Genomic DNA, 24,036 nt, shown 5'->3' on the forward strand with positions numbered 1-24,036 from the left:
CTATTGGAGGTGGAAAGTAAGTGGCAAAAACCTCGATGATCGTAAAGCAACGCCGTAAACCGAAATTTCAGGTTCGTGCATATACCCGTTGCGAGCGTTGTGGTCGTCCGCATTCCGTTCTGCGCAAATTCAAAATCTGCAGAATATGTTTCCGTGAATTAGCATACAAAGGCCAGATTCCTGGCGTCAGAAAAGCAAGCTGGTAATCACCCTAGTTCGGGAAGGAGGTTCGCAATATGGTAATGTCTGATCCGATTGCAGATATGCTTACTCGCATTCGCAACGCTAATACAGTTCGTCATGAAACTGTGGAAATTCCCGCTTCCAAGATCAAGAAGGAAATTGCTGAAATCCTGAAAAGAGAAGGTTTCATCCGCGACGCGGAATACGTTCAGGATAGCAAGCAAGGAATTATCCGCCTGTTTCTGAAATATGGTCCGAACAACGAGCGCGTTATTACCGGGCTGAAAAGAATCAGCAAGCCGGGATTGCGCGTATATTCCAAAAGCCAAGAGATTCCTAAAGTATTGGGCGGTCTGGGTTTGGCGATCATTTCCACGTCTCGCGGTGTGATGACGGATAAGGAAGCACGTCAGGCCAACGCAGGCGGAGAAGTTCTCTGCTACGTATGGTAATGTTTTTATCGTAAACGAATGGAGGTGCACACATGTCTCGAGTTGGACGCAAACCGATTGCTGTTCCAGGCGGCGTTACAGTGACTTTGGACAATTCCGTAATTACGGTTAAAGGTCCTAAAGGAACATTGACCCGCGAACTGCATAAGGAAATTAATGTAAATATTGAAGATAACACTATTCTGATCGAACGTCCTTCAGATAATAAATTGCATCGTTCCCTGCACGGAACTACCCGCACTGTGGTAGCGAATATGGTTAACGGTGTAACGGAAGGATACGCGAAAGCGTTAGAGCTTGTCGGGGTCGGATACCGCGCTAACAAAAGCGGCAACAAGCTTGTGCTGAACGTTGGCTACTCCCATCCGGTTGAGATCGAAGCGGAAGAAGGAATCGAGTTCGAAGTTCCTTCCAATACGAAAGTGATTGTTAAAGGTATCGATAAAGAGCAGGTTGGCGCTACAGCGGCCAAAATCCGCTCTATTCGTAAGCCTGAGCCTTACAAAGGCAAAGGAATCAAGTATGAAGGCGAACGGATTATCCGCAAGGAAGGTAAAGCCGGTAAGAAGAAGTGATTTCTCTGAAGCGTGTTAAGGGAAATGGAAAGGAGTGACAACCGAATGATTACTAAATCCGATAAAAATCAAGCCCGCGTGAAAAGACACCTTCGTGTCCGCAAGAAAATTGAAGGGACGACGGAACGTCCTCGCCTGAACATTTTCCGTTCCGAGAAGCATATGTACGCTCAAGTTATTGACGATGTTAAAGGCGTTACGATCGCAGCGGCCTCTACATTGGATAAAGAATTGAAGATGGAGAACGGCGGCAATGTCGAAGCGGCCCGCCAAGTAGGTGCCTTGATTGCCAAGCGTGCCAAAGAGAAAGGCATCGACAAAGTAGTATTTGACCGCGGTGGTTATCTGTATCATGGTCGCGTACAGGCTCTGGCCGATGCGGCACGGGAAGCAGGATTAGAATTCTAACCGCGAATTCACTTAATAAGGAGGTAATAGAACTTGCGTGTAGATCCCAACACTTTAGAACTTAAGGATAAAACAGTTCACATCAACCGTGTTGCTAAAGTAGTTAAAGGTGGTCGTCGCTTCAGCTTCAGCGCTCTCGTTGTTGTTGGCGACGAGAAGGGCTGGGTTGGCGCCGGAATCGGTAAAGCTTCTGAAGTCGGCGATGCGATCCGCAAAGGCATCGAAGACGCCAAGAAGAATCTGGTCTATGTTCCGCTGGTCAACACTACTATTCCGCACTTTGTAATTGGACGGTTCGGTGCGGGTAAAGTTTTGATGAAGCCGGCAGCAGAAGGTACCGGAGTTATTGCCGGAGGACCTGTTCGTGCGGTGCTCGAACTGGCAGGCGTAGGCGACATTCTGACCAAGTCTTTAGGATCTTCCAATCCTATCAACATGGTCAACGCCACTTTGGAAGGCTTGCAGCGTTTGAAGAAAGCAGAAGACGTTGCTAAACTTCGGGGTAAAACTGTAGAAGAGTTATTAGGTTAGGAGGGGAAACGATGACCAAGCAATTAGCAATCACCCTCAAGCGCAGTTTGATCGGACGTCCGGAGACCCACCGCACAACGGTTAGAACTTTAGGTCTGCGTAAACTGCACCAGACTGTTGTTCAACCGGATAACGCGGCTATTCGGGGCATGGTGAATCAAGTTAGCCATTTGGTTGAAGTTAAAGAAGTCGAAGCTTAAGAATCCGTTCGGATGACATTCCGGCTTCAACATAACAGATTGCAAAAATTATAAGGAGGTGCACACGATGAAATTGCATGAACTTACTCCTGCAGCCGGCTCCCGTCATGAGAAAAAGCGTGTTGGTCGTGGTATTGCCAGCGGTAACGGAAAAACTGCAGGCAGAGGTCATAAGGGGCAGAAAGCCCGTTCCGGCGGCGGTGTACGTCCTGGATTCGAGGGTGGACAAAACCCGCTGTTCCGTCGACTTCCAAAACGCGGTTTTACGAACATTTCGCGCAAGGAATATGCAGTGGTTAACCTCGACCGCCTGAATCAATTTACAGAGGGCGCTGAGGTGACACCAGAGGTTTTAGTGCAAGCCGGTATTGTTAAAAATACTCTGAGCGGCATCAAGATCTTAGGGGAAGGCGAACTGACCGTTAAGCTGACAGTTAAAGCCAATAAGTTCTCTAAATCTGCGGTGGAAAAAATTGAAGCTGCCGGTGGTAAAACCGAGGTGATTTAATGTTAAAGACCATATCAAACATCATGAAAGTAGAGGATCTTCGCAGAAGGATCCTGTTTACTCTTCTCGTTCTGATTGTCTATCGGATTGGTGCGTTTATTCCAGTGCCCAATATCGATACTGACATTTTATCAGCTACTGACCGGCAGCAAGCAGATATATTCGGGCTGTTAAATACTTTCTCAGGCGGCGCCTTGTTCCAATTCTCCATTTTCGCCATGGGTATTTTTCCATACATTACAGCGTCCATTATCGTTCAGCTGTTGTCTATGGATGTTGTCCCCAAGTTTGCGCAGTGGGCTAAAGAAGGGGAAGCGGGACGCAAGAAGCTTACTCAATTTACAAGATACGGAACGATCGTACTTGGGTTGATCCAGGCTTTCGGAACTTCGGTTGGATTTAACAGCTATTACGGCAATCTGGTCATCGATCCGAGCTTCACAACCTACGCGATGATCGCTATCGTATTGACTGCAGGTACTGCTTTCTTGATGTGGTTGGGTGAACAAATTACCGAGCATGGGATCGGAAACGGGATTTCCATCCTTATCTTTGCCGGTATTGTAGCAGGAATTCCGACTCACGGACGCGCAATCTATCTTCAGCTGTTCGTTGACGCAGGAGATGCGCTGTTCCTTAATATCATTAAATTTATTGTTATCCTTGTTGCGATTGTCCTCATTATTGCCGGGGTTATTTTCGTTCAACAAGGTGTGCGCAAAATCCCTGTACAGTATGCCAAACGCGTAGTTGGGCGTAAAATGTACGGCGGTCAGTCGACTCATATTCCGCTTAAAGTGAACGCAGCAGGGGTTATTCCGGTCATCTTCGCGATGTCGCTGCTGATGTTCCCAGCTACGATTGCACAGTTCTGGAGTGGAAATGTCGTCGCTAATTGGATCATCGAAAATCTGTCCTTCACCGCTCCGCTCGGTATGGTTCTGTACGTTCTGTTGATTATCGGATTTACATTCTTCTATACGTTCGTACAAATTAACCCTGAGCAAATGGCGGACCAAATGAAGAAAAACGGCGGATACATTCCTGGGATTCGTCCAGGTAAGACGACCTCGGTTTATTTAACGAGAGTAATGACAAGAATTACATTATCGGGTGCCATATTCCTGGCGGCTATCTCCATTCTCCCTATGCTGTTCGGAGGATTGGCCGGTCTGCCGGAATCGGTGCGAATCGGTGGAACTTCACTCTTGATCGTAGTCGGAGTTGCGCTTGAGACTATGAAACAAATCGAAAGCCAGCTGATCAAACGTCACTACAAAGGGTTTATCAACAAATAAGAAGCTTTGCATTCGCATTGCAGGCTAGCGATAAGTAGACTGGATTCATCGCTTTGTCTGTCACCTTCGGGGAGGTTAAAGCGAAGTGAACATTTTATTTATGGGTCCTCCCGGGGCGGGGAAAGGGACTCAAGCGGAAAGAATCGTCAGCGAGTTCGGGATCCCTCACATTTCTACCGGAGACGCTTTTCGTTTGGCCAAGAGCCAGGCTACACCGCTTGGCTTGGAAGCCCAGAAGTATATGGATCAGGGTCTCCTGGTGCCGGACGACATAACGATCGGCATTGTGAGGGACAGACTGATGCAGCCGGATTGTGAACAAGGATTTCTGCTGGACGGGTTTCCAAGAACGACGGCCCAGGCCGAAGCACTTGATGAAATCATGGAGTCCATGGGAAGAAAACTGGATCACGTCATTGATCTGCAAGTCGATCGCAACCTGCTGTTGGCGAGATTGACCGGTAGAAGAATTTGCAAATCCTGCGGAGCTACTTACCACGTTATGTTTAATCCGCCTCAGGCGGAGGGAACATGCGATAAATGCGGCGGCGAGCTGTATCAGCGGGCCGATGATAACGAGGAGAAAGTAGGTACCCGGTTGGATGAATATACCAACAAGACGGCACCTCTGCTTGATTACTACCGGGCTAAAGGTATTTTACGTCAAGTTGACGGAGAGCAGGAAATTGATTCGGTTACTGCAAACATCCATTCTCTGCTAAGAGGGAATGCCTGATGATTATTTGTAAGTCCGAATACGAGTTGGATTTAATGAGGGAAGCAGGTCGGATTGTGGCGGAGACCCACCGATTGCTTTCCAAAGAGATCCGACCTGGTGTGACGACCAAAGAATTGGATCGGATCGCGGAAGAATTCATTCGCAGTCAGGGTGCGACACCATCTTTTAAAGGCTACAACGGTTTTTCCGGCAGTATCTGTGCTTCAGTCAATGAAGAGTTGGTACATGGAATACCCGGACCCAGAAAACTAAAAGAAGGCGACATCATCAGCATAGATATCGGAGCACAATATCAAGGCTATCATGGCGACTCTGCATGGACCTATCCGGTAGGGGAGATCTCTTCAAGCGCTCAGAAATTGCTGGAAGTGACCGAAAAGGCTCTATATGATGGACTTGCAGAAGCCAAACCGGATGCTCGCCTGTTCACAATTTCACATGCTATTCAACGCACGGTTGAAGCGGAAGGGTTCTCCATTGTCCGGGAATATGTCGGTCATGGAATCGGGGCCAGCCTGCATGAAGAGCCGCAAATACCGAACTACGGACTTCCTGACCGAGGGCCTCGCCTGAAGCCCGGTATGGTCTTGGCCATCGAGCCGATGGTAAACATCGGCGAACGGTATGTCAAAACATTGGATGATCAATGGACGGTTGTGACGGTAGACGGATCTCTCTGTGCTCATTTCGAGCATACTATCGCGATTACGAACGATGGGTACGAGATCCTGACTAAATCGGAAATGTAGGTGATGAGCGTGGAGGTATCCGATCATCCCCGGCTTGGGCAAATTGTACAGATCCTGAAAGGAAGGGACACTGGAAAATTCGGGATTATCATACAAATCGTCGATGACCGTTTCGTTCTTATCGCGGACGGCGATAAGAGGAAATTCGATCAGCCAAAGAAGAAAAACCTGCTTCACCTTAAATTGCTAGAAGCGGTAAGCAGTGAGGTTGTGGATAGTTTAACGGAAACCGGTCGTGTGACCAACGGAAAACTGCGATATGCACTGAGCAAGTTTGTGGAAGAGCAACAAGCCTCAGTTCATGAGAAAGGAGAATAACGGTGGCCAAAGAAGATGTTATTGAAGTTGAAGGTACGGTAGTAGAACCTCTCCCGAATGCCATGTTTAAAGTGGAATTGGAGAACGGTCATAAAATTTTGGCTCACGTATCTGGTAAAATTCGAATGCACTTTATCCGGATTTTGCCTGGAGACAAGGTTACAGTCGAGCTTTCCCCTTATGATCTGACAAGAGGACGCATTACGTACCGCTTTAAATAAGTCGGCATTCCTGTTAGTGACGCATGAGATAGATGAGGTTATGCATATGAAGTATGGTTTTGCTCAGGCAAAACCCCAAAGCTCAAGCTTACGAAGTAGGTTTTGCTAAGACAAAACCAATAGGAGGTAACCACAATGAAGGTTAGACCGTCGGTTAAACCTATATGCGAAAAATGCAAAGTCATCAAGCGTAAAGGTAACGTTATGGTGATTTGCGAAAATCCGAAGCATAAACAAAAACAAGGTTAAGGAGGTGCATTCAATCAATGGCTCGTATAGCTGGAGTAGACTTGCCTCGTGATAAGCGGGTGGAGATTGCCCTTACCTACATTTTTGGAATTGGCCGCACCACTTCGCAGAAAATTCTGAGCAGCACCGGCGTTAATCCGGATACTCGTGTCCGTGATTTAACGGAAGATGAAGTCAGCAAACTGCGTGACGCAATTGACAAGACGGTGAAAGTGGAAGGTGACCTTCGCCGTGAAATTTCTCTCAACATCAAGCGTTTGATTGAGATCGGATCTTATCGGGGAATTCGTCACCGTCGCGGACTTCCGGTTCGTGGTCAACGGACTAAGACGAATGCACGTACGCGTAAAGGTCCTCGTCGTACCGTAGCTAACAAGAAGAAATAATAAGGGGGGATAAAGACGAATGGCTAAACCTAAAACAAAAGTAACCCGTACAAAACGTCGTGACCGTAAAAATATTGAATCTGGAGTAGCTCATATCCGTTCCACATTTAACAATACGATCGTTACGATTACGGACCCGCACGGGAACGCTATTTCTTGGGCAAGCTCCGGAAACCTTGGATTTAAAGGCTCCCGTAAGAGTACTCCTTTTGCAGCACAAATGGCAGCCGAAGCCGCAGCCAAAACTGCTATGGAGCACGGTATGAAAACTGTGGAGGTTATGGTTAAAGGTCCTGGCGCCGGACGTGAAGCTGCAATTCGTTCCTTGCAGGCTGCAGGTCTGGAAGTCAACATGATCAAAGACGTAACTCCGATTCCGCATAACGGTTGCCGTCCTCCTAAACGTCGTCGTGTCTAATTAAGGATCGAAAACTAGTATAAATATCCGTAACATGTGAATAATGGTGTTGAAGGATAGGAATACTAGATGTTTTTATCGGTTATCGGGTATCCAGTGGAAACGACGTTTCGAAGGAGGGTAAATTTAATGATAGAAATTGAAAAACCAAAGATTGAGACCGTGACAGTAAACGAAGAAGGCACATACGGCATGTTTGTGGTTGAACCTTTGGAACGGGGTTACGGGACGACGCTTGGCAATTCTTTACGTCGTATTTTGCTCTCTTCTTTGCCGGGAGCTGCTGTTAACTCCGTTCAAATCGAAGGTGTCCTTCATGAGTTCTCGACCATTCCCGGTGTAATGGAAGATGTTACGGAAATTATCCTAAACCTCAAAGGACTATCGTTAAAGATTCATTCCGACGAAGAGAAAGTACTGGAAATTGACGCGGATGGCGAAGGAGTAGTCACAGCTGGAGACATTCGCGCGGACAGCGATGTAGAAATTTTGAACCCGGACCTTCATATTGCTACTTTATCGGCTGACGCACGCCTTCATATGCGAATCAATGCCAATCGTGGCAGAGGGTACGTACAGGCGGACAAGAATAAGCGTGAGGATCATCCGATCGGTGTTATCCCGATTGACTCGATCTACACTCCAATTACCCGCGTCAACTACAGTATTGAGAACACTCGTGTTGGTCAAGTTACTAACTACGATAAACTTACCCTCGAAGTATGGACCGATGGCAGTATTCGTCCGGAGGAAGCGGTTAGTCTCGGAGCCAAGATTTTGACCGAACATCTTATGCTCTTTGTTGGCTTGACGGATGAAGCCAAAGATGCTGAGATCATGATAGAGAAAGAAGAAGACAAAAAAGAAAAAGTATTGGAAATGACCATCGAAGAGTTGGATCTTTCCGTTCGTTCTTACAACTGTTTGAAACGTGCGGGAATTAATACCGTTCAAGAGCTGATAACCAAGACGGAAGAGGACATGATGAAGGTCCGCAATCTTGGCCGCAAATCTCTGGAAGAAGTTCAGGAGAAGCTCGACGAATTAGGATTAAGCCTTCGATCGGAAGATTAAATTTCCCATTAGAAGGAGGGAACAACATGGCATATCAAAAGCTGGGTCGTGATTCCAGTGCGCGGAAAGCCTTGTTCCGTGATCTGGTGACCGACTTATTCATTCAAGAGCGCATCCAAACGACAGAGGCTAAGGCGAAAGAGGTTAGATCCATCGCGGAGAAGCTGATCACTCTGGCTAAACGCGGAGATCTTCATGCTCGTCGCCAAGCAGCCGCCTACGTTCGCCGTGAAGCGGCTAACGATGAGCAGGACGCCATTCAAAAGCTGTTTACTGAATTGGCCACCCGCTATTCCGAGCGTCCAGGCGGATACACACGTATCCTGAAGCTGGGGCCTCGTCGCGGAGATGCTGCTCCTATGGTTTATTTGGAACTGGTGGATCAAGCTTAACGACTGGATAGGAAAGGGTGGACAGAATCTCTGATTCTGCTGAAGCCCTTTTTTTGTATCGTTCACGCGATTAGGTGAGGAACAGGAGCATATCGTGAGAAACATTAAGATGCAGGTAAGCTACGATGGTACAGCCTATTGCGGATATCAGATTCAACCGGATCAGGTGACTATTCAGGGCAAGCTGGAAGAAGCCGTCTCCATCCTTACCGGTGAAGAGGTTCATATTACCTCTTCCGGTAGGACGGATGCGGGGGTTCATGCCCGGGCCCAGGTCATTAACTTCTTAACCAGGTCGGCCATCCCGATCGAACGCTGGTGCCTTGCGATCAATTCCAGACTTCCTGACGATATTACCGTTCATACTGCCGAAGAAATGCCTCTTAATTTCCACGCCAGACACGATGCCAAACAAAAGACCTACCGCTACAGCATTCATAGGAGCCGCTGGCCGGACGTCTTCCACCGGAAGACACGCTTGCATCACCCTTCATTGCTGGACATCGATGCTATGAGAAGGTCCCTTCGCTACTTGGAAGGGGAGCACGATTTTACTTCCTTCTGCTCCACCCGGACTTCGGTTGAATCACACGTGCGTACCATCTTCTCGACCAGCGTGGAGTATAGGCCGGAACCGATGCTGGGAGATGGTGAGGCAGGTGTGATTCATATTTATATCACGGGGAACGGTTTTCTATTCAATATGGTGAGAATTATCGTCGGGACCGTATTGGAGGTCGGCACAGGCAAGAGAAGCGAGTCGGAAATCAAACAAATTCTTGATGCCCGGGACCGTAAACTGGCAGGGCCGACAGCTATGGCTCACGGACTCACGCTATGGGAAGTCAGGTATGAATAAATCTTCATATTGCCTGCTGATTTGTACGACTTTTTCTTGCTATTCAAATCCAGGTATAGTAAGATATTAGATGGTGTTTCATAACTGGCTATCCCACGGCCCCGAGTCATGAAATGACCACCGGATAATTGAACATTAATGAATTAAATCATACAAGCTATTTCTGATGCTTAGGAGGATTAAGCAAATGAGTACCACATATATGGCTAAGCCTAACGAAGTTGAACGTAAATGGTACATTATCGACGCCGAAGGCAAGACCTTGGGTCGACTGGCCAGCGAAGCGGCCAGCCTGATTCGCGGTAAGCATAAGCCGACCTTTACGCCACATATTGATACGGGTGACTTCGTTATCATTATTAATGCCAGCAAGATTGTCCTGTCGGGGAACAAATTGCAAGACAAGAAATACTACAGACACTCGCTGCATTCCGGCGGTCTGAAAGTAACCTCGGCTCAGGAAATGCTGGCCAAGAAACCGGAGCGGATGATCGAACTGGCTGTTCATGGAATGCTGCCTAAGAACCGTCTCGGCAACAAAATGAAATTAAAGCTGAAAGTGTATGCCGGAAGCGAGCATCCACATCAAGCACAACAACCCGAAGTTTGGGAACTTCGCGGGTAATAAAGGGAGGACTCTTTCGTGGCACAAGTACAATACTATGGAACCGGTCGTCGTAAGCATTCGGTAGCACGTGTCCGCCTTGTACCGGGTGAAGGACGAATTGTTATTAATAAACGCGATCTGAATGAATATTTTGGTCTGGAAACATTAAAATTAATCGTTAAGCAACCATTGGCCCTTACCGAAACGGAAGGTAAATATGATGTGCTGGTAACGGCACATGGCGGCGGAACGACTGGGCAAGCAGGTGCTATCCGCCACGGAATTTCCCGTGCACTGCTTAAAGCAGATCCGGAATTCCGCGGTTCTTTGAAGAAAGCCGGCTTCCTGACCCGCGATCCGCGTATGAAGGAGCGTAAGAAATACGGCTTGAAAGCCGCTCGTCGCGCACCTCAATTCTCGAAACGTTAAAAAACCTTATTTTCAACCCTTTCGCCCATTTGCGTTATTCGCAAATGGGCGAAAGCTATATTAGGCACCAAAAGAAAAAGCAAAATCCACAATATAAGAAGCACATCACCCGGGTGGTGTGCTCTTTTTGTTGATAACTTCAAAATTACACTTGGTTTTTCTTTAATGAGCTAAAATAAAAGCAATTCGGAAGAAATTCATAAAATGCATTTAGGTTATATTAAGAAAAATATATGAATTTTTAGTGAGGGAGGCATACAGCATGAACGAAATCGAGACAATCTACCGACAGTTGTTGAATGCGTGGAACAATCAAGATGCACGAGAAATGGCTGACTTGTTTTCGGAGAGCGGCGAGCTTATCGGTTTTGACGGAAGTCAAGAAATTGGACCGGAAAACATTTTTTCGCACCTTGACCCCATCTTCAGAGACCACCCCACCGCAAAATTCGTTAGTAAAGTTAATGATGTGCGCTTCTTAGGTTCAGAGACAGCATTGTTAAGAGCGATAGCGGGCATGGTTCCCCGTGGACAAACTGATATCAACCCGGACGCCAATGCACATCAGACCCTTGTTGTTAGCAGGAAAGAAGGGAAATGGAAAATCGAACTTTTTCAAAATACCCCTGCTCAGTTTCATGGTAGACCAGAGTTGGTCGAACGTATGACAGAGGAATTACGATCCATGCTATCATGACTCGCTTAAGCGACTCTGAAACAGAGCGTGCAGCTTACATGTATACAGCCCTTTCCTAGTTCTGTCGGAAAGGGTATTTTTATTTTCTAAATTTCTCCATTTGGCAAAGTGTTCCGTATAAAATGAATCCTTTTGGTAAGATAAACAGTATATATACTAAGACTAATTTTAAAGAGGAGAAGACTATGGGGATCTTATCCAGATTTAAAGACATTATGTCCAGCAATATCCATGCTTTTTTAGATAAGGCGGAGGACCCGGAGAAAATGCTGGATCAATACTTACGAAATCTCAGAAGCGATTTAGGCCAGGTAAAGGCGGAAACGGCTTCGATTATGGCGGAAGAACAAAGAAGCAAGAGGCAGTGGGATGAATGCAAATCGGAGATCAGCAAGCTGAAAAAGTACGCGGTTAAAGCTTTGGAAGCCGGGAATGAGGGCGATGCCCGGACCTTCCTGGAGAAAAAGTCTTCTCTGGCTGCGAAAGAAGAGGAGCTGCAAGCAGCCTACAATCTGGCGTCCGCCAATGCGGTTAGAATGAAAGAAATGCATGACAAGCTCGTATCCGATATCGGAGAGCTGGAATCAAAGGCAGCCATGCTCAAGGGCAAAATGGCCGCAGCCAAGGCCTTGAAGAGAATGAATGAAATGGGTTCATCCGTCGCCGGTGCCAATTCATCCATTTCTGCTTTCGGAAGGATGGAGGAGAAGGTGAACAGGGCATACGACGAGGCTGAGGCGTTGGCCGAATTAAGAAAGGATCCGGCAGACGAATTCGAGGAGTTAACGGAGAAATACGAGGAAAGTAACGATGTGGAAGATGAGTTGGAGGCCCTCAAAAAGGAACTTAAAAACAATAAAGAATAATCGCACGAAGCTTCACCGGATCGGGTTTCTTCATTCCAACTGAAAGTGTTAAAATGAAGGAATAAGCTGTAGCTGTAGCTACAGCTTTCATAATGAAAGGCATTGAGCGAGGTGACACAGGGGATGGTTATCCATTACAAATGTCCCAACTGCGGCGATGATATGGCATTCGACAGCGATTCGGGAAGGTTAACCTGTCATAGCTGCGGAAGACAGGATAGAATAGAGGAATTTTCCGAAGATTTCATAACAACGACGTTTTCTGACGAGGACGCCCACGAATATCACTGCGACAATTGCGGCGCCATATTGATTACAGAGGCGGAAACAGCGGCTACGACGTGCAGCTTCTGCGGAGCGGGTGTTGTGCTTGGGGACCGGTTATCGGGGGCATTGGCTCCAGCCAAGGTTATTCCATTTACCATTAGCAAGGAACAAGCGATGGCTGCATTTCGCAGATGGTGTAAGAACGGCAGGCTAACTCCTAAAGGTTTTATGACAGCGGATAGGGTTAAGGGGATTACAGGAATGTACATTCCCTTCTGGTTGTATGATTTAAACACGAAAGCGAAGGTAAGTGCCGATTGTACGAGGGTGAGGCAATATACAAGCGGTAATTATATATATACAGAGACGAAACATTATGATGTGTATAGAGATATTGATCTGAATTATGTTAAGGTTCCCGTGGATGCCTCCAAAAAAATGAATGATGAATTAATGGATAAATTAGAGCCGTATGATTACAGCCATTTGAAAGATTTTAAAACACCGTATCTGGCAGGATTTATCGCCGAGAAATACAACTACAATGACGAGGAGCTCCTACCCCGGGTTAAAGCAAAAATCCAAAAATTCATTGATTCCTATATTAGCTCAACCATCTCCGGCTATACTACAGTCCGATATAGAAGCAGACAAATCGATACCAAGAAGACAAGCAGCCATTACGTTCTTCTCCCTGTCTGGATGGTATATTATGATTACGGTAAAGCCGTGCACACTTTTGCGATGAACGGCCAGACGGGCAAGGTCGTCGGTAAGCCTCCGATCAGTTACGGTAAGGTCGCTCAATGGTTCGGCGGCATTGCTGCCAGTACCTTCATAGCGCTAAAACTCATCTCCTTAATGATGGGAGGCGAGATATGGTGAATGGAAGAACGGCTTTAAAAGCGATTATGCTTTGCTTGGTAATCATTCCTTTTTTTCTATCTGCAGTAAATATTTCGCAGGCTGCCGCGGAGTCCAAACCGAAAGTTTATGATTTCGCCAATCTGTTGACCGAGACGGAAGTGGAAGAGCTTGAAGCGATGGCCGATAAGTATGGAGCGAAGAGAGAGACCGAATTTATCATATTAACGACCAAAGATACGGAAGGCAAAGACGTCGTTAAGTATATGCAGGATTTTTACGACGACAAGGCACCGGGGTATGATAAACCTCATGGCAATACAGCCATACTGACGGTTGATATGCAGCATAGAGAAGTGTATTTGGCAGGCTTCTATAAAGCGAAGTTATATCTGGATGATTCCAGGCTGGATTTAATCCGTAACAAAATAACACCGGATTTGTCCAACGGGGATTATTATCTTGCCTTCAGCAAGTTTATAAAGACCTCTTATAAATACATGGGGATAAAGCCCGGTGTCAACCCGGAAAATATTCTCTTTACACTATGGTTTCAACTAGCCGCCTCCTTGGCTGTAGGGGGAGCTGTAGTCGGAGTTATGCTGTACAACTCGGGAGGTAAAGTCACTGTAAATGAAGGGACTTACCGGGATTTCCAAAACTCCAGAGTTCGTGAGCAGCGCGACGATTATATACGGACAACGGTCACCAAACGCAGGAAACCGTCCTCGAACAGCAGCAGCGGAGGCGGTGGCGGAGGGGGAGGAACGACCAGCGGGGGTCATTCTCATAGCGGAAGCAGAGGAAGCTTTTAAGAATCCTAATCATACGGAAGGGAATGAGAAAAGAGATGTCCTTTTTTAGAAATCAATTTGCTAATGTAGTGGAATGGGAAGAGTTTAGAGACGATATGATTTTCTGGAAGTGGAGCAATCGGGAGATCAAGAAAGGGAGCCGGCTTATTATCCGTCCCGGCCAGGATGCCATATTTATTAACAACGGTAAAATAGAGGGGATATTTCATGACGAGGGCGATTATAACATAGCTTCGGAAATTATCCCTTTTCTGTCCACGCTCAAAGGCTTCAAGTTTGGTTTTAACAGCGGCATGAGAGTAGAAGTGCTGTTCGTCAACACGAAGGAATTTACCGTAAAATGGGGCACGAAAAGTGCGATTCACATTCCGACCCCGCAGCTTCCCGGAGGGCTGCCGATTCGCGCCAATGGAACGTTTAATTTTAAGGTGAATGATTATGTGGCTCTAATTGATAAAATTGCCGGGGTTAAAGAAAGCTACTTTGTCGATGACATCAAGCTTAGAATGACCTCGATCCTCGATCAGCTTCTTATGAAGTGGATCTCGAAGGAAGGCAAGGACATGTTTAACCTGCAGGCCAATGCTTTCGAAATTGCCCAAGGGATCAGGGAAGATATGGATATGCAGATTATAAACGATGGAATTACCATCACCGGCTTTAATGTCATGAGCTTCAATTATCCGGAAGAAATTCAAGAGATGATCACGAGGACCGCTTCCCACAGCATGGTTGGAGATCTCCAAAGATACCAGCAGATTTCCATGACCGACGGGATTGCCTCCGGCAAGGTTCAGGGCGGCGGTGCGGCATCCGATATGGCCGGCATGATGATGGGTATGAATATAGCCAATGAAATGCTGAAGAACATGAATAAAGGCAAAAACACGACCGATCAGCCGGCACCGTCCGCCCCTCCCGCACAGGCAAATAATGATGAATCCGACAACACTGACGGCGGCAAACAGAAGCCGAACTTCTGCCCAAATTGCGGAACAAAGACGAGCGGCGGCAACTTCTGCTCCAATTGCGGACACAAGCTGGTCTAATGATTATATTCCTAAGGATCATATACAACACAACCTCGAAGCCTTCCCTGCCTTATGGGGAGGCTTTTTCCGTATTGTTCCCCCATTAAGGAACGGAACACACTATATCTGTTTTTATATTTCACGGTAAACGCGCAAGTGCAAAGGAGGACGATAGCCGGTTATCCTTGGCTGGCGGAAGCGCTGCTTATCTTATAGTTTATATGCACCAATAAGCTCCATCTTCAATAAACTGTGTTATGTGCCCATTTCGGTTGGTTTATGGGAATATTGCAGGGAGAGGTGTCAAGGGTATGAATTTATTTGAAAAGGAAGAGCTGATCCGGCAGGCTGGCCCGGAATTGGAAAATCGCTCAGCCGAATACGTCCTGGCATGGGCAGTGGAACGTTTTCCTAACATCACCCTGGCTTGCAGCTTCGGGGCGGAGGATGTTGTGTTAGTGGATCTGCTGAATAAAGTCAGTCCCCGCACAGATATATTCTATCTGGATACGGACCTTCACTTCCGTGAAACCTATGAGACCAGGGACCGGTTGGAAGAGCGGTATGGCAAAGCATTCGTACGGGTGAGTCCCAAGCTTAGCCTGCAGGAGCAGGCCGAGGCGTATGGGGAGAATCTGTGGTCGGTTAATCCGAACCAGTGCTGCCTTATTCGCAAGGTAAATCCACTGGCCGAAGTGCTGAGCAAATATGACGCCTGGATTACCGGAATCCGAAGAGAGCAGGCTCCGACCAGGGCCAATGCGGGCAAAATTGAGTACGATGTCAAATTCGGACTGATTAAGTTCAATCCGCTGGCTGATTGGAAATCTGAGGATGTGTGGAATTATATCCGCACGAACCGGATTATCTACAATCCTCTGCATGATTCAAATTATCCAAGTATAGGGTGTGAGAAATGTACTCGTCCGGTCCGGCCGGGAGAAGACCCGAGAGCGGGACGGTGGTCCGGCTTCCAGAAGACGGAATGCGGGCTGCATAACGATTCTGTTGGTGTTGAACTGCAGAAGTGACGAAACGGGAGGAACATACATGAAACTGGCTTATGAAGCTCATGGCGGACCGTTAGTAGATCGAAGAGTTAGTGGAGAAGAACGAGAAAGGCTGCTGCAGGAGGCTGCCGGGTTGGTTAAGGTCCCTATCCATTCCCGCACTTTGTCGGATCTCGATTTGATCGCCGTGGGGGCGTTCTCTCCGTTAGAAGGCTTTATGACGAGAGACGATTATCAATCGGTTATTGAGCGGATGAGGTTGAACAATGGAGTGGTATGGAGCCTTCCCATTACACTTGCGGTAGAAGAAAAATACTTATCCCAGATATCTATAGGGGAAAACATAGCGCTAACCGGGGCGGACGATGGGGTCATCTATGCAGTGCTGGAGGTCAAGGATATTTACAAGGTCGATCAGAAAGAGGAGGCCAGACAGGTTTTCCTGACGGACAGCGAAGAGCATCCCGGAGTCGCCAAGCTGTATGAACAGCCGGCAGCTTATGTGGGCGGCCCTGTGAGGGTTCTTAACCGCAAGCCGATTAACGAATACAGAGAGTATTATTTTGACCCGGAGGAGACCCGCCGATTATTTGCAGACAAAGGGTGGAAGACCGTGGTCGGTTTCCAAACGCGTAACCCGGTTCATCGTGCCCATGAATATATCCAAAAGAGCGCCATGGAAATCGTGGACGGGCTGTTCCTTAACCCGCTTGTAGGAGAAACGAAAGCCGACGATCTGTCCGCCGATGTACGGATGAGAAGCTATAAGGTGCTGCTTGAGAATTATTATCCCAAGGCTCGTGTCTTCCTCGGCGTCTTCCCTGCCGCCATGCGTTACGCCGGCCCACGGGAAGCGGTCTTTCATGCCATCGTTCGCAAAAACTTCGGATGCACGCATTTCATCGTCGGGCGGGATCATGCAGGGGTTGGAAATTATTACGGCACTTACGATGCCCAACTGATATTTAAACAATTTCAACCGGAGGAGCTGGGAATAACCCCATTGTTTTTCGAGCACAGCTTTTATTGTACGCGCTGCGAAAATATGGCCTCCGCCAAAACATGTCCTCATGATCCGCAGGATCATCTGCATTTATCGGGTACTAAAGTCAGGGAACTGCTGAGGAACGGACAGCATCCACCCAAGCAATTCACCCGGCCGGAAGTGGCGGAGGTGCTAATTCAAGGGATGGCGGAGCAAATAAACAGCCGCTAAGTCGTGCTGGAATGCCTGTCATAATTGTCCACCCCCGTCCATATGATTAAACAAGAGTCAGCGGATATAGGGGTGGATTTATAATGCGAAAGTTCAGGAAGAGAGTCATCTTCTGGATTACCTTAAACGGCGGGTTAAAAATATTACTATCGGCATGGGTAGTTCTAATGATGGTATTCCTGTTTACCACCGAGCTGCCTTCCACCAAGACCTGGTCTTATTGGACAATGCCGCTGTCGGGTAAGGTTATAGCGGTGGACGCCGGACACGGGGGGCCGGACGGGGGGGCCACGAGCAAGAACGGGCTGGTGGAGAAGGACATTAATCTGGCCATTTCCTTATATTTGCGTGATTATCTTCAGCAAGCCGGAGCGATTGTCATTATGACGAGAGAGACAGACCGTGATCTGGCCAGACCGGAAACGAAAGGGCTTAGCAAGCGTAAGACCGAGGATTTACTGAAGCGAGCTGAAATCATTACGAAGCAGAAGGCGGATTTATTGGTCAGCATTCATCTGAACAGCATCCCCTCCGCTAGGTGGAGAGGAGCTCAAACCTTCTATTATCCCCAGGGACATGCTGACGGCAAATGGTTGGCCACCCATATCCAGAATGAAATCAGAGCGAATTTGCAAAATACGGACCGAGTGGCCCAGACCGTCGAGACCATATATTTGTTAAAAGCGACGAGCGTTCCGAGTGTTCTGGTGGAAGCGGGTTTCCTATCCAATCCGGAGGAAGCCAGGCTGTTAGGGAACGGGGATTACCAGAAACAATTGGCCGCTTCGATTTATCAGGGCATTCTGAGATACTATTCGGGGGAAAAAGTTGGTGACACCTGATTATTATTGATATAATAACTTTAGATACGATAATGACGGATATAGAGGTGAACTATGGTATCCAGGGAGCAAGTCATCGAAGCGTTAAAGCATGTACACGATCCGGAATATCATCGTCCGGTTACCGAGTTAAATTTTATTAAAGATGTCATGGTCAAAGAGGATAGAGTTGCCCTTACCTTCGTCCTTACATCGGAAGACGAAACGCTGAAGAAGCAGTACCGTCAAGATGTAGAGGAAGCGATGGAGGGGCTCGGCATCAGCAATGTGCATATCCGGTTCCGTCTAATTAACCAGTATGAGCGCGAGGAGCTCGAGGCCAAGGCCCAATCTGGGGACAGCAGCAGGAGCTCAGCCAAGCAGGAAATTCCCACTCATGCGCCGAAGGCGGGACAAGCGCCGCTTCTCGGACCCGATTCCAATGTACAGTTTATCGCGGTGGCCAGCGGTAAGGGCGGGGTCGGCAAGTCGACCGTGACGGTCAATCTGGCTGTTGCTCTGGCACGTCAAGGCAAACGGGTCGGAATTATCGATGCGGATATTTACGGTTTCAGTGTACCCGATATGATGGGTATCGAGGAAAGGCCGCAGCTCGTTGACAAAAGGATTATTCCGGTAGAGCGGTTCGGTGTCAAAGTTATCTCCATGGGCTTTTTTGTCGAGGATAATGCCCCGATAATTTGGAGAGGTCCGATGCTTGGCAAAATGCTAAGAAATTTCTTCTCCGAAGTGGATTGGGGAGAGCTGGATTACATGATTCTGGACCTGCCGCCGGGTACCGGAGATGTAGCGCTGGATGTTCATCAGATGATTCCGCACAGCAAGGAGCTGATCGTGACGACTCCTCATGCGACGGCCGCATTCGTAGCGGCGCGGGCCGGAGCAATGGCGCTTCATACCGATCACGAAATTCTCGGTGTTGTCGAGAACATGGCGTATTATGTAAATAAGGACGGAGAGAAGGACTATATATTCGGAAGAGGTGGCGGGGCGAAGCTGGCGGAGGAGCTGCATACCGAGTTGCTTGCCCAGATTCCGCTTGGAGCACCGGACAACCACATTTCCGAGCCTGATTTCTCCCCATCGGTATATAAAGCGGACAGCGAAACCGGGAAGCTGTATGCCGAAATGGCCGAAGCCATTATTGGAAAGTTAGGATAAACGTGACTTGGCTGATCAGGGCTAATGCGCAATGCATTAGCCCTGGTCAATTATATACATAGGAATTTGTAAATTCGGGGTATTGATTCGCTAATTGAATTATGAACCGGATTGTTGATCTCCGCACTGATCTCCTCCACCTTCTCCGCCGCCCTGATCTTCTTTGTTCTTTTCTTCTTTATTCCCCTTCTGCCCCTGCTTGCCTTTCCCGCCTTCCTTCGGTTTCATTTCTTCCTCAATGGCTTTACTGAACAATTGCATCAATTGATCGCGGAACAAAGGACTTTGCATCGATTCCTCTATAATTTTCATCGTTTGCTGCCGATATTGGGTGCTTTTCATGGTGTCCATGATCAGCTTTTCGAACTGCGAGTTCTGCATCAATTCCAGCATCTGCTGCTGATATTCGGGATCCTTCATCAAGTCCTTGGTCAGCTGCTTATTATATTTTTGAATCGATTTGGCAAAATCTGCGGCAAATTTAGGATCGGTCATCGTCTTCTCGATCAGGTGGGCGTTATTAGGATCGGTCAGCACGTCTTTAACGGCCATCTGAATCTGCTGTCCTTCACCGGTTGACAACAGCTTCATGGTTGGATCCTGATTTTTGGACGCCGCTTGCTGGACCGCTTTCTGTCCTTCTTCCGAATTGAGAATGTCAAGCATCATGGACTTTATGTCCTTATAACTTTGTTGGTTCTGACCCGACTGTTCATTTTGCGTTCCGCAGGAAGTAAGGAGAAGAACGATACAAAATAAAGCAGGGAGGATGCGGAAATGTCGATGTATCATGGCAAAATGGCTCCCTTCCTGGATTGTAAAATTATTATGTGTGAAATCCGGCGAATTATGTTGATGGGCATTAGCTTTTTGTTGTAAACGTTGGTACAATTATGGTTGAATGTTTTTATCGCCATATAGGATTTTGAATGGTTTCGGATGAAGGCTTACAAAGTTCTATACTGGGGTAACCAATAAAAAATTAGGGGATCTGAGGAAAGACCTGCTGGAGGCGAACATGGCTTGACTTTGAGAAAATGGTTCCATCTATTTTGGACTACATTATTATTGGGGACGGCGGCTTCTTTAGTTGTTGGGCTTGCCCTTGTCGGAATGACTGAGGACTTCCATTTTTTGGAAGTTTCGCAAGCCGGCTTTAATTGGGAAACTATTATTTTCATAGTGTTGGCGGGGGCTACCATCAGTGTCGTTAGTCAAATGGGTTTCTTTGCATATTTGATTACCCGATACATTGCGATGGGGTTCCTTAGAAGCAAATTTCTCTGGGATGTGCTGCAAATTCTTCTGGTAGCCATTGTATACTTCGATATGATTTATTTGACTTATACCAGCTTCGCTGCTGAAGGTGAGTCGGTATTTCCGTATTTTATTTTACCTACGGTATTGATCGTGCTTTCCTCGCTGGTATCCTGGTGGAAGATGAAGGAAACGAACAAGAGCGCATTTATCCCTACGTTGTTCTTTATGTTTAGTGTAACGATATTGGAGGCACTTCCGGCTCTGAAGCTCAATAATACGCCTTCGCACATCTTTATGCTGACCCCGCTGCTGATATCGAATACATGGCAAATCATGCAGCTTCACAAACTGGTGGGCGACAAAAAAGAGGCTTCCGCAAAAGCCTCCTGATTGCAAAGGATTCATCCATCGGGAAATATGATGCGCCGCCTTGACAAGGCCTGACCTGAATTGGAGTTGGTCAGGTCGTTTTATCTTCTACAGGCTGTTTAGAGACCTGTGCCTGCTCCATGAGCTGGGTTACCGTCACAAATTGATAGCCGTCCGCCTTGAGCCGGTCAATAATAACAGGCAGAGCTTCGTGCGTTTGCTTAACTGAATCGCTGGCATGCATAAGGACTATATCCCCGGGATGGGCTTTGTCAAGAACACGGTTTACAATATTATCCGTTCCGATGTTCTTCCAGTCCAAGGAGTCGGTATCCCACTGAATCACTTTATATTTCAGTTCATCGGCGATCTTAAGCACCCTTTTGTCAAAATCTCCGTTCGGCATGCGGATTAAATTAGGCTCTTGACCTATTGCTTCGGAGATGATTTGGTGAGCGGTTTGAATTTGCTTGCGAATCTCCTCATCGCTTAACCCGCTGTAATTGGTGTGTTTATGGCCATGGCTGCCAATTTCAAATCCCGCTTCTTTAATTTTTTTCACAATTTCGGGGTTTCCTTTGGCCCAAGGCGAGGAGATGAAGAAGGTCGCATTCGTAACTCCCTTCTCCTTCAATACATTGAGGATGGGTTCCGCTCTTTTGTCCCCCCAACTGATATCGAAGGTTAAGGCTATTAATTTTTTCTCGGTCGGAATACTGTAAATAGCGGCCGGTTCATTCTGGGAGAAGACAGATATGTTACCTTTTTCCGCATAAATAATACCGGCGGCGAAGATGACTGCGACGAAGATGGTCAAGTATTGCTTAATTTTTTTCCCGTTTAACACATAAAAATAATTCACCGAGGAAACCTCCTTTTAAGCCTTGTCGTCACCTTAGGGAAGGCTTGGAATACTTGTCTAATCCAAATGTATGCTAGTACCATATGAACTTATGTCTAAACTTCTTGAAAAAAGAGAGATTCATTTTAGACAGACGTCGGATAATAGGTCTATCAAGTTAAGAGGGGAAATCGGAAATTCTGGGCTAAACGAAGGAATAACGATCAAAATGGGGGAAGGACCGGAAGAATCTTAGGCAAGCGGATGTTCTCTAAAAGCAAACTTATCCTAGTGATAGAGGGCAGAAAATACGGGAGCGGCTGTGAAACGAATTTGAAAAAGGGGATTGATTTATGAGCTTTTCAGCATTGTTCAAGCATTTTAAAGAAATGAAGCATTATTTTATTGCTTCCACACTTGTCTTTGCCGTCGGGATATGGATGGGATACAGTTCCCCGGATTCCTTCGGCACGATCATTAATGGCCAATTGGATCGGTTGCAGGGAACAGTCGGTGGATTGATGCAGCAAGATAACATGCAGTGGCTGCTCTTTTTATTTATTCTAATGAACAATACATTTTTATCTATCGCAATCATTTATTTGGGAGCGTTCTTTGCCTTGGTCCCTCTTTATTTTTTAGTTTCAAACGGCATGCTAATGGGGTATTTAGCTTTAGGCAATACAAATGGCCAAGATTGGTGGCTATTTTTCAAGTCAATAGCACCGCATGGCATCATTGAGATTCCAGCCATTCTCCTGGCGGGCGCATATGGAATTCGTTTCGGATTCCTGATGGCAGAAGGGGTCCTGACTTTCCCGAGTCTGCGTAGAAGAGCTATAATGCGCAATAAATTGTATGTATTCTTGAAGCGAACCATTCCGCTGATCGGCGTTGTCGCAGGGATGCTGCTTGTGGCCGCTATTGTGGAAAGCACAATCACCTTATGGCTCGTGACCAGGTGACGGATTATCTATACGTGCATAACTTCTTAAGGAAAGGCTTCTTTTTGGGATTCGAGGAAACGTTCTGCCCTGTTTGTTATATAAGGTTCTTGTCTATATCTGTCCTATCCGGATAACCCGAAATGAGTAAATATGAAATCCCCCGCCGTGATCCTGCCACAATATTGCTCAACAAAAAAATCTCCAAATGAATTCATAAAACTAGCAAATTGTGTGCATAACATTAAAGCGGTGCGAAATCCGTTATTAGGTCTTTCCTGTGGAATGGCTTTTTAACATAAAGGGTGAAAGGGGTTTGAATATGCTCGGGTTTCTGTTTAACGAAAGAGAATGCAGGGAATTAGACTATGTGCTGCGTAAGGAACTGGATGAAATGTTATTCGATTTAAAGGATGAGGAAATGAATGCCGAGCTGAAGAGCGCCATTGAATCCAGGTATAACGTTGTGTTTCGCATGTATGCCCGGCTGGCTTCGCCTAAAGAAATCTCCAGGTACGCCAGAAACCGGATCTATCAGTAGGGAATTTGCTGAATATTTTAAATTAATTTAAAACAAAAAGAGCTATTGACTACTCCTAATGTATGTGATAAATTATTCTTCGCCGCTTCGAATGGCTTGTCCCGATAGGCAAGCCTCGGCAAGAATGGCAAAATTTTTTTGAGAAAAAAGCTTGCATTAACAGCGTGTTCTATGATATATTAAAAGAGTCGCTGTTAATTCCTAAAGCGATGATTTGCAAGCAGCATTGCCCTTTGAAAACTGAACAACGAGTGAATGAATGAAGCCAGTGCGTATACGGTTTTCGGACCGTATCCACGTCAATGAATGAACGAATTAATGAGCTAATCGCTCTTCACTAAATAAGCTTCCATGATGGAGTTTCGATTTTGTCGTGGGGGCTCCCCCGAAAGTAATCGGAATAAGCTTCGTAGCTGTTCTTCACTTTTGGGGGGGATTTTTCGGAGAGTTTGATCCTGGCTCAGGACGAACGCTGGCGGCGTGCCTAATACATGCAAGTCGAGCGGAGCTTAGCCTTCCTTTGGAAGGCTCTGGCTTAGCGGCGGACGGGTGAGTAACACGTAGGCAACCTGCCCGTAAGACCGGGATAACTTGCGGAAACGTGAGCTAATACCGGATAGATAGGAAGAGCGCATGCTCTTCTTAGGAAAGACGGAGCAATCTGTCACTTACGGATGGGCCTGCGGCGCATTAGCTAGTTGGTGGGGTAAAGGCCT

34 protein-coding genes and 1 rRNA gene are annotated in these 24,036 nt (G+C 46.9%); 33 read left to right on the forward strand and 2 right to left on the reverse strand.

Annotated elements, in window-relative coordinates:
• Positions 1-20 precede the first annotated feature (20 nt).
• The 29 genes from FS806_RS12275 (at position 21) to FS806_RS12415 (ending at position 19,365) form a co-directional block, all read left to right on the forward strand.
• Entirely contained in the window at positions 21-206 is a 186-nt protein-coding gene (locus FS806_RS12275; protein WP_144936548.1) for a type Z 30S ribosomal protein S14, read from the forward strand.
• A gap of 30 nt (positions 207-236) precedes the next feature.
• Entirely contained in the window at positions 237-635 is a 399-nt protein-coding gene (rpsH, locus tag FS806_RS12280; protein WP_144936552.1) for a 30S ribosomal protein S8, read from the forward strand.
• A gap of 32 nt (positions 636-667) precedes the next feature.
• Positions 668-1,210 (forward strand): 50S ribosomal protein L6, encoded by a 543-nt coding sequence (rplF, locus tag FS806_RS12285; RefSeq protein ID WP_144936555.1) that lies wholly within the window; start codon positions 668-670, stop codon positions 1,208-1,210.
• A gap of 45 nt (positions 1,211-1,255) precedes the next feature.
• Complete coding sequence (rplR, locus tag FS806_RS12290; protein ID WP_144936558.1) at positions 1,256-1,618, forward strand: 50S ribosomal protein L18; 363 nt, start codon at positions 1,256-1,258, stop codon at positions 1,616-1,618.
• A 33-nt stretch (positions 1,619-1,651) separates the two neighbouring features.
• Entirely contained in the window at positions 1,652-2,149 is a 498-nt protein-coding gene (gene rpsE, locus FS806_RS12295; protein WP_144936561.1) for a 30S ribosomal protein S5, read from the forward strand.
• Positions 2,150-2,160: 11 nt separating this feature from the next.
• Entirely contained in the window at positions 2,161-2,349 is a 189-nt protein-coding gene (gene rpmD / locus FS806_RS12300; protein WP_144936563.1) for a 50S ribosomal protein L30, read from the forward strand.
• A 67-nt stretch (positions 2,350-2,416) separates the two neighbouring features.
• On the forward strand, positions 2,417-2,857 hold the full coding sequence (gene rplO, locus FS806_RS12305) for a 50S ribosomal protein L15 (protein ID WP_144936566.1): 441 nt from the start codon (positions 2,417-2,419) through the stop codon (positions 2,855-2,857).
• Positions 2,857-4,155: a preprotein translocase subunit SecY gene (gene secY, locus FS806_RS12310; RefSeq protein WP_144936569.1), complete on the forward strand. Its 1,299-nt coding sequence runs from the start codon at positions 2,857-2,859 to the stop codon at positions 4,153-4,155. Before rplO ends, secY begins: the two co-directional genes overlap by 1 nt.
• A gap of 85 nt (positions 4,156-4,240) precedes the next feature.
• A complete protein-coding gene (locus FS806_RS12315; RefSeq protein ID WP_144936572.1) occupies positions 4,241-4,891 on the forward strand; it encodes an adenylate kinase in 651 nt (216 codons plus the stop codon).
• Positions 4,891-5,643 carry a type I methionyl aminopeptidase gene (gene map, locus FS806_RS12320; RefSeq protein ID WP_144936575.1) on the forward strand — a complete coding sequence of 251 codons (753 nt, stop codon included), beginning with the start codon at positions 4,891-4,893 and terminating at the stop codon, positions 5,641-5,643. The genes FS806_RS12315 and map overlap by 1 nt, the downstream gene beginning before the upstream one ends.
• A gap of 3 nt (positions 5,644-5,646) precedes the next feature.
• A complete protein-coding gene (locus FS806_RS12325) occupies positions 5,647-5,961 on the forward strand; it encodes a KOW domain-containing RNA-binding protein (protein ID WP_144936578.1) in 315 nt (104 codons plus the stop codon).
• 2 nt (positions 5,962-5,963) lie between these two features.
• On the forward strand, positions 5,964-6,182 hold the full coding sequence (gene infA, locus FS806_RS12330) for a translation initiation factor IF-1 (protein ID WP_144936581.1): 219 nt from the start codon (positions 5,964-5,966) through the stop codon (positions 6,180-6,182).
• 135 nt (positions 6,183-6,317) lie between these two features.
• Complete coding sequence (gene rpmJ / locus FS806_RS12335) at positions 6,318-6,431, forward strand: 50S ribosomal protein L36 (protein WP_023388342.1); 114 nt, start codon at positions 6,318-6,320, stop codon at positions 6,429-6,431.
• 17 nt (positions 6,432-6,448) lie between these two features.
• Entirely contained in the window at positions 6,449-6,817 is a 369-nt protein-coding gene (gene rpsM, locus FS806_RS12340) for a 30S ribosomal protein S13 (protein WP_144936584.1), read from the forward strand.
• 19 nt (positions 6,818-6,836) lie between these two features.
• Entirely contained in the window at positions 6,837-7,235 is a 399-nt protein-coding gene (gene rpsK / locus FS806_RS12345; RefSeq protein WP_144936587.1) for a 30S ribosomal protein S11, read from the forward strand.
• Positions 7,236-7,364: 129 nt separating this feature from the next.
• On the forward strand, positions 7,365-8,309 hold the full coding sequence (locus tag FS806_RS12350) for a DNA-directed RNA polymerase subunit alpha (RefSeq protein ID WP_144936590.1): 945 nt from the start codon (positions 7,365-7,367) through the stop codon (positions 8,307-8,309).
• Between the two features lie 26 nt (positions 8,310-8,335).
• Positions 8,336-8,701: a 50S ribosomal protein L17 gene (gene rplQ / locus FS806_RS12355; protein WP_144936593.1), complete on the forward strand. Its 366-nt coding sequence runs from the start codon at positions 8,336-8,338 to the stop codon at positions 8,699-8,701.
• A gap of 94 nt (positions 8,702-8,795) precedes the next feature.
• The gene (gene truA, locus FS806_RS12360; protein WP_144936596.1) at positions 8,796-9,560 is read left to right on the forward strand and encodes a tRNA pseudouridine(38-40) synthase TruA; all 765 of its coding nucleotides are present in this window, start codon (positions 8,796-8,798) and stop codon (positions 9,558-9,560) included.
• A gap of 187 nt (positions 9,561-9,747) precedes the next feature.
• Positions 9,748-10,185: a 50S ribosomal protein L13 gene (rplM, locus tag FS806_RS12365; protein WP_144936599.1), complete on the forward strand. Its 438-nt coding sequence runs from the start codon at positions 9,748-9,750 to the stop codon at positions 10,183-10,185.
• A gap of 18 nt (positions 10,186-10,203) precedes the next feature.
• Positions 10,204-10,596 carry a 30S ribosomal protein S9 gene (gene rpsI, locus FS806_RS12370; protein ID WP_144936602.1) on the forward strand — a complete coding sequence of 131 codons (393 nt, stop codon included), beginning with the start codon at positions 10,204-10,206 and terminating at the stop codon, positions 10,594-10,596.
• A gap of 262 nt (positions 10,597-10,858) precedes the next feature.
• Positions 10,859-11,293 (forward strand): SgcJ/EcaC family oxidoreductase, encoded by a 435-nt coding sequence (locus FS806_RS12375; protein WP_144936605.1) that lies wholly within the window; start codon positions 10,859-10,861, stop codon positions 11,291-11,293.
• 185 nt (positions 11,294-11,478) lie between these two features.
• Positions 11,479-12,159 (forward strand): PspA/IM30 family protein, encoded by a 681-nt coding sequence (locus FS806_RS12380; RefSeq protein ID WP_144936609.1) that lies wholly within the window; start codon positions 11,479-11,481, stop codon positions 12,157-12,159.
• A gap of 123 nt (positions 12,160-12,282) precedes the next feature.
• Positions 12,283-13,311, forward strand: a complete 1,029-nt coding sequence (locus FS806_RS12385; protein WP_144936612.1) for a primosomal protein N' — start codon at positions 12,283-12,285, stop codon at positions 13,309-13,311.
• Positions 13,305-14,105, forward strand: coding sequence for a TPM domain-containing protein (locus FS806_RS12390; RefSeq protein WP_144936615.1), 801 nt, complete (start codon positions 13,305-13,307; stop codon positions 14,103-14,105). Before FS806_RS12385 ends, FS806_RS12390 begins: the two co-directional genes overlap by 7 nt.
• A 35-nt stretch (positions 14,106-14,140) precedes the next feature.
• Positions 14,141-15,154 carry an SPFH domain-containing protein gene (locus FS806_RS12395; protein ID WP_144936618.1) on the forward strand — a complete coding sequence of 338 codons (1,014 nt, stop codon included), beginning with the start codon at positions 14,141-14,143 and terminating at the stop codon, positions 15,152-15,154.
• Positions 15,155-15,447: 293 nt separating this feature from the next.
• On the forward strand, positions 15,448-16,167 hold the full coding sequence (locus FS806_RS12400) for a phosphoadenylyl-sulfate reductase (RefSeq protein WP_144936621.1): 720 nt from the start codon (positions 15,448-15,450) through the stop codon (positions 16,165-16,167).
• Positions 16,168-16,186: 19 nt separating this feature from the next.
• Entirely contained in the window at positions 16,187-17,362 is a 1,176-nt protein-coding gene (gene sat / locus FS806_RS12405; protein ID WP_144936624.1) for a sulfate adenylyltransferase, read from the forward strand.
• Positions 17,363-17,445: 83 nt separating this feature from the next.
• Positions 17,446-18,204: an N-acetylmuramoyl-L-alanine amidase CwlD gene (gene cwlD / locus FS806_RS12410; RefSeq protein ID WP_144936627.1), complete on the forward strand. Its 759-nt coding sequence runs from the start codon at positions 17,446-17,448 to the stop codon at positions 18,202-18,204.
• A gap of 54 nt (positions 18,205-18,258) precedes the next feature.
• The gene (locus tag FS806_RS12415) at positions 18,259-19,365 is read left to right on the forward strand and encodes an Mrp/NBP35 family ATP-binding protein (RefSeq protein WP_144936630.1); all 1,107 of its coding nucleotides are present in this window, start codon (positions 18,259-18,261) and stop codon (positions 19,363-19,365) included.
• Between the two features lie 99 nt (positions 19,366-19,464).
• Here the strand turns inward: FS806_RS12415 and gerD are convergent, their stop codons facing one another.
• On the reverse strand, positions 19,465-20,157 hold the full coding sequence (gene gerD / locus FS806_RS12420) for a spore germination lipoprotein GerD (RefSeq protein ID WP_144936632.1): 693 nt from the start codon (positions 20,155-20,157) through the stop codon (positions 19,465-19,467).
• A 237-nt stretch (positions 20,158-20,394) separates the two neighbouring features.
• On the opposite strand from gerD, the gene FS806_RS12425 reads away from it, so the two are divergent.
• Entirely contained in the window at positions 20,395-21,015 is a 621-nt protein-coding gene (locus tag FS806_RS12425) for a KinB-signaling pathway activation protein (protein ID WP_260982067.1), read from the forward strand.
• A 70-nt stretch (positions 21,016-21,085) separates the two neighbouring features.
• On the opposite strand, the gene pdaB is transcribed toward FS806_RS12425, so the two are convergent.
• On the reverse strand, positions 21,086-21,856 hold the full coding sequence (pdaB, locus tag FS806_RS12430) for a polysaccharide deacetylase family sporulation protein PdaB (RefSeq protein WP_144936638.1): 771 nt from the start codon (positions 21,854-21,856) through the stop codon (positions 21,086-21,088).
• A 368-nt stretch (positions 21,857-22,224) separates the two neighbouring features.
• Here pdaB and FS806_RS12435 point away from each other — a divergent pair, with 368 nt between their 5' ends.
• From FS806_RS12435 to FS806_RS12445, 3 genes are all read left to right on the forward strand, one after another.
• Positions 22,225-22,800, forward strand: a complete 576-nt coding sequence (locus tag FS806_RS12435) for a stage II sporulation protein M (protein WP_222126657.1) — start codon at positions 22,225-22,227, stop codon at positions 22,798-22,800.
• 301 nt (positions 22,801-23,101) lie between these two features.
• Positions 23,102-23,320, forward strand: coding sequence for a regulator of G-protein signaling domain-containing protein (locus FS806_RS12440; protein ID WP_144936644.1), 219 nt, complete (start codon positions 23,102-23,104; stop codon positions 23,318-23,320).
• Between the two features lie 437 nt (positions 23,321-23,757).
• A 16S ribosomal RNA gene (locus tag FS806_RS12445) occupies positions 23,758-24,036 on the forward strand; the annotation flags it as partial.

The organism is Paenibacillus sp. 32O-W (genome assembly GCF_007679495.1).
Classification (GTDB): domain Bacteria; phylum Bacillota; class Bacilli; order Paenibacillales; family NBRC-103111; genus Paenibacillus_L; species Paenibacillus_L residui.

Excerpts from the sequence above, each read along its gene's own strand:
- rpsH (WP_144936552.1), top strand. The coding sequence starts at position 237 with ATGGTAATGTCTGATCCGATTGCAGATATGCTTACTCGCATTCGCAAC.
- rplF (WP_144936555.1), top strand. The coding sequence starts at position 668 with ATGTCTCGAGTTGGACGCAAACCGATTGCTGTTCCAGGCGGCGTTACA.
- rplR (WP_144936558.1), top strand. The coding sequence starts at position 1,256 with ATGATTACTAAATCCGATAAAAATCAAGCCCGCGTGAAAAGACACCTT.
- rpmD (WP_144936563.1), top strand. The coding sequence starts at position 2,161 with ATGACCAAGCAATTAGCAATCACCCTCAAGCGCAGTTTGATCGGACGT.
- rplO (WP_144936566.1), top strand. The coding sequence starts at position 2,417 with ATGAAATTGCATGAACTTACTCCTGCAGCCGGCTCCCGTCATGAGAAA.
- secY (WP_144936569.1), top strand. The coding sequence starts at position 2,857 with ATGTTAAAGACCATATCAAACATCATGAAAGTAGAGGATCTTCGCAGA.
- map (WP_144936575.1), top strand. The coding sequence starts at position 4,891 with ATGATTATTTGTAAGTCCGAATACGAGTTGGATTTAATGAGGGAAGCA.
- FS806_RS12325 (WP_144936578.1), top strand. The coding sequence starts at position 5,647 with ATGAGCGTGGAGGTATCCGATCATCCCCGGCTTGGGCAAATTGTACAG.
- rpmJ (WP_023388342.1), top strand. The coding sequence starts at position 6,318 with ATGAAGGTTAGACCGTCGGTTAAACCTATATGCGAAAAATGCAAAGTC.
- rpsM (WP_144936584.1), top strand. The coding sequence starts at position 6,449 with ATGGCTCGTATAGCTGGAGTAGACTTGCCTCGTGATAAGCGGGTGGAG.
- rpsK (WP_144936587.1), top strand. The coding sequence starts at position 6,837 with ATGGCTAAACCTAAAACAAAAGTAACCCGTACAAAACGTCGTGACCGT.
- FS806_RS12350 (WP_144936590.1), top strand. The coding sequence starts at position 7,365 with ATGATAGAAATTGAAAAACCAAAGATTGAGACCGTGACAGTAAACGAA.
- rplQ (WP_144936593.1), top strand. The coding sequence starts at position 8,336 with ATGGCATATCAAAAGCTGGGTCGTGATTCCAGTGCGCGGAAAGCCTTG.
- rplM (WP_144936599.1), top strand. The coding sequence starts at position 9,748 with ATGAGTACCACATATATGGCTAAGCCTAACGAAGTTGAACGTAAATGG.
- FS806_RS12375 (WP_144936605.1), top strand. The coding sequence starts at position 10,859 with ATGAACGAAATCGAGACAATCTACCGACAGTTGTTGAATGCGTGGAAC.
- FS806_RS12380 (WP_144936609.1), top strand. The coding sequence starts at position 11,479 with ATGGGGATCTTATCCAGATTTAAAGACATTATGTCCAGCAATATCCAT.
- FS806_RS12385 (WP_144936612.1), top strand. The coding sequence starts at position 12,283 with ATGGTTATCCATTACAAATGTCCCAACTGCGGCGATGATATGGCATTC.
- FS806_RS12390 (WP_144936615.1), top strand. The coding sequence starts at position 13,305 with ATGGTGAATGGAAGAACGGCTTTAAAAGCGATTATGCTTTGCTTGGTA.
- FS806_RS12395 (WP_144936618.1), top strand. The coding sequence starts at position 14,141 with ATGTCCTTTTTTAGAAATCAATTTGCTAATGTAGTGGAATGGGAAGAG.
- FS806_RS12400 (WP_144936621.1), top strand. The coding sequence starts at position 15,448 with ATGAATTTATTTGAAAAGGAAGAGCTGATCCGGCAGGCTGGCCCGGAA.
- sat (WP_144936624.1), top strand. The coding sequence starts at position 16,187 with ATGAAACTGGCTTATGAAGCTCATGGCGGACCGTTAGTAGATCGAAGA.
- cwlD (WP_144936627.1), top strand. The coding sequence starts at position 17,446 with ATGCGAAAGTTCAGGAAGAGAGTCATCTTCTGGATTACCTTAAACGGC.
- FS806_RS12415 (WP_144936630.1), top strand. The coding sequence starts at position 18,259 with ATGGTATCCAGGGAGCAAGTCATCGAAGCGTTAAAGCATGTACACGAT.
- gerD (WP_144936632.1), bottom strand. The coding sequence starts at position 20,157 with ATGATACATCGACATTTCCGCATCCTCCCTGCTTTATTTTGTATCGTT.
- FS806_RS12435 (WP_222126657.1), top strand. The coding sequence starts at position 22,225 with ATGAAGCATTATTTTATTGCTTCCACACTTGTCTTTGCCGTCGGGATA.
- FS806_RS12440 (WP_144936644.1), top strand. The coding sequence starts at position 23,102 with ATGCTCGGGTTTCTGTTTAACGAAAGAGAATGCAGGGAATTAGACTAT.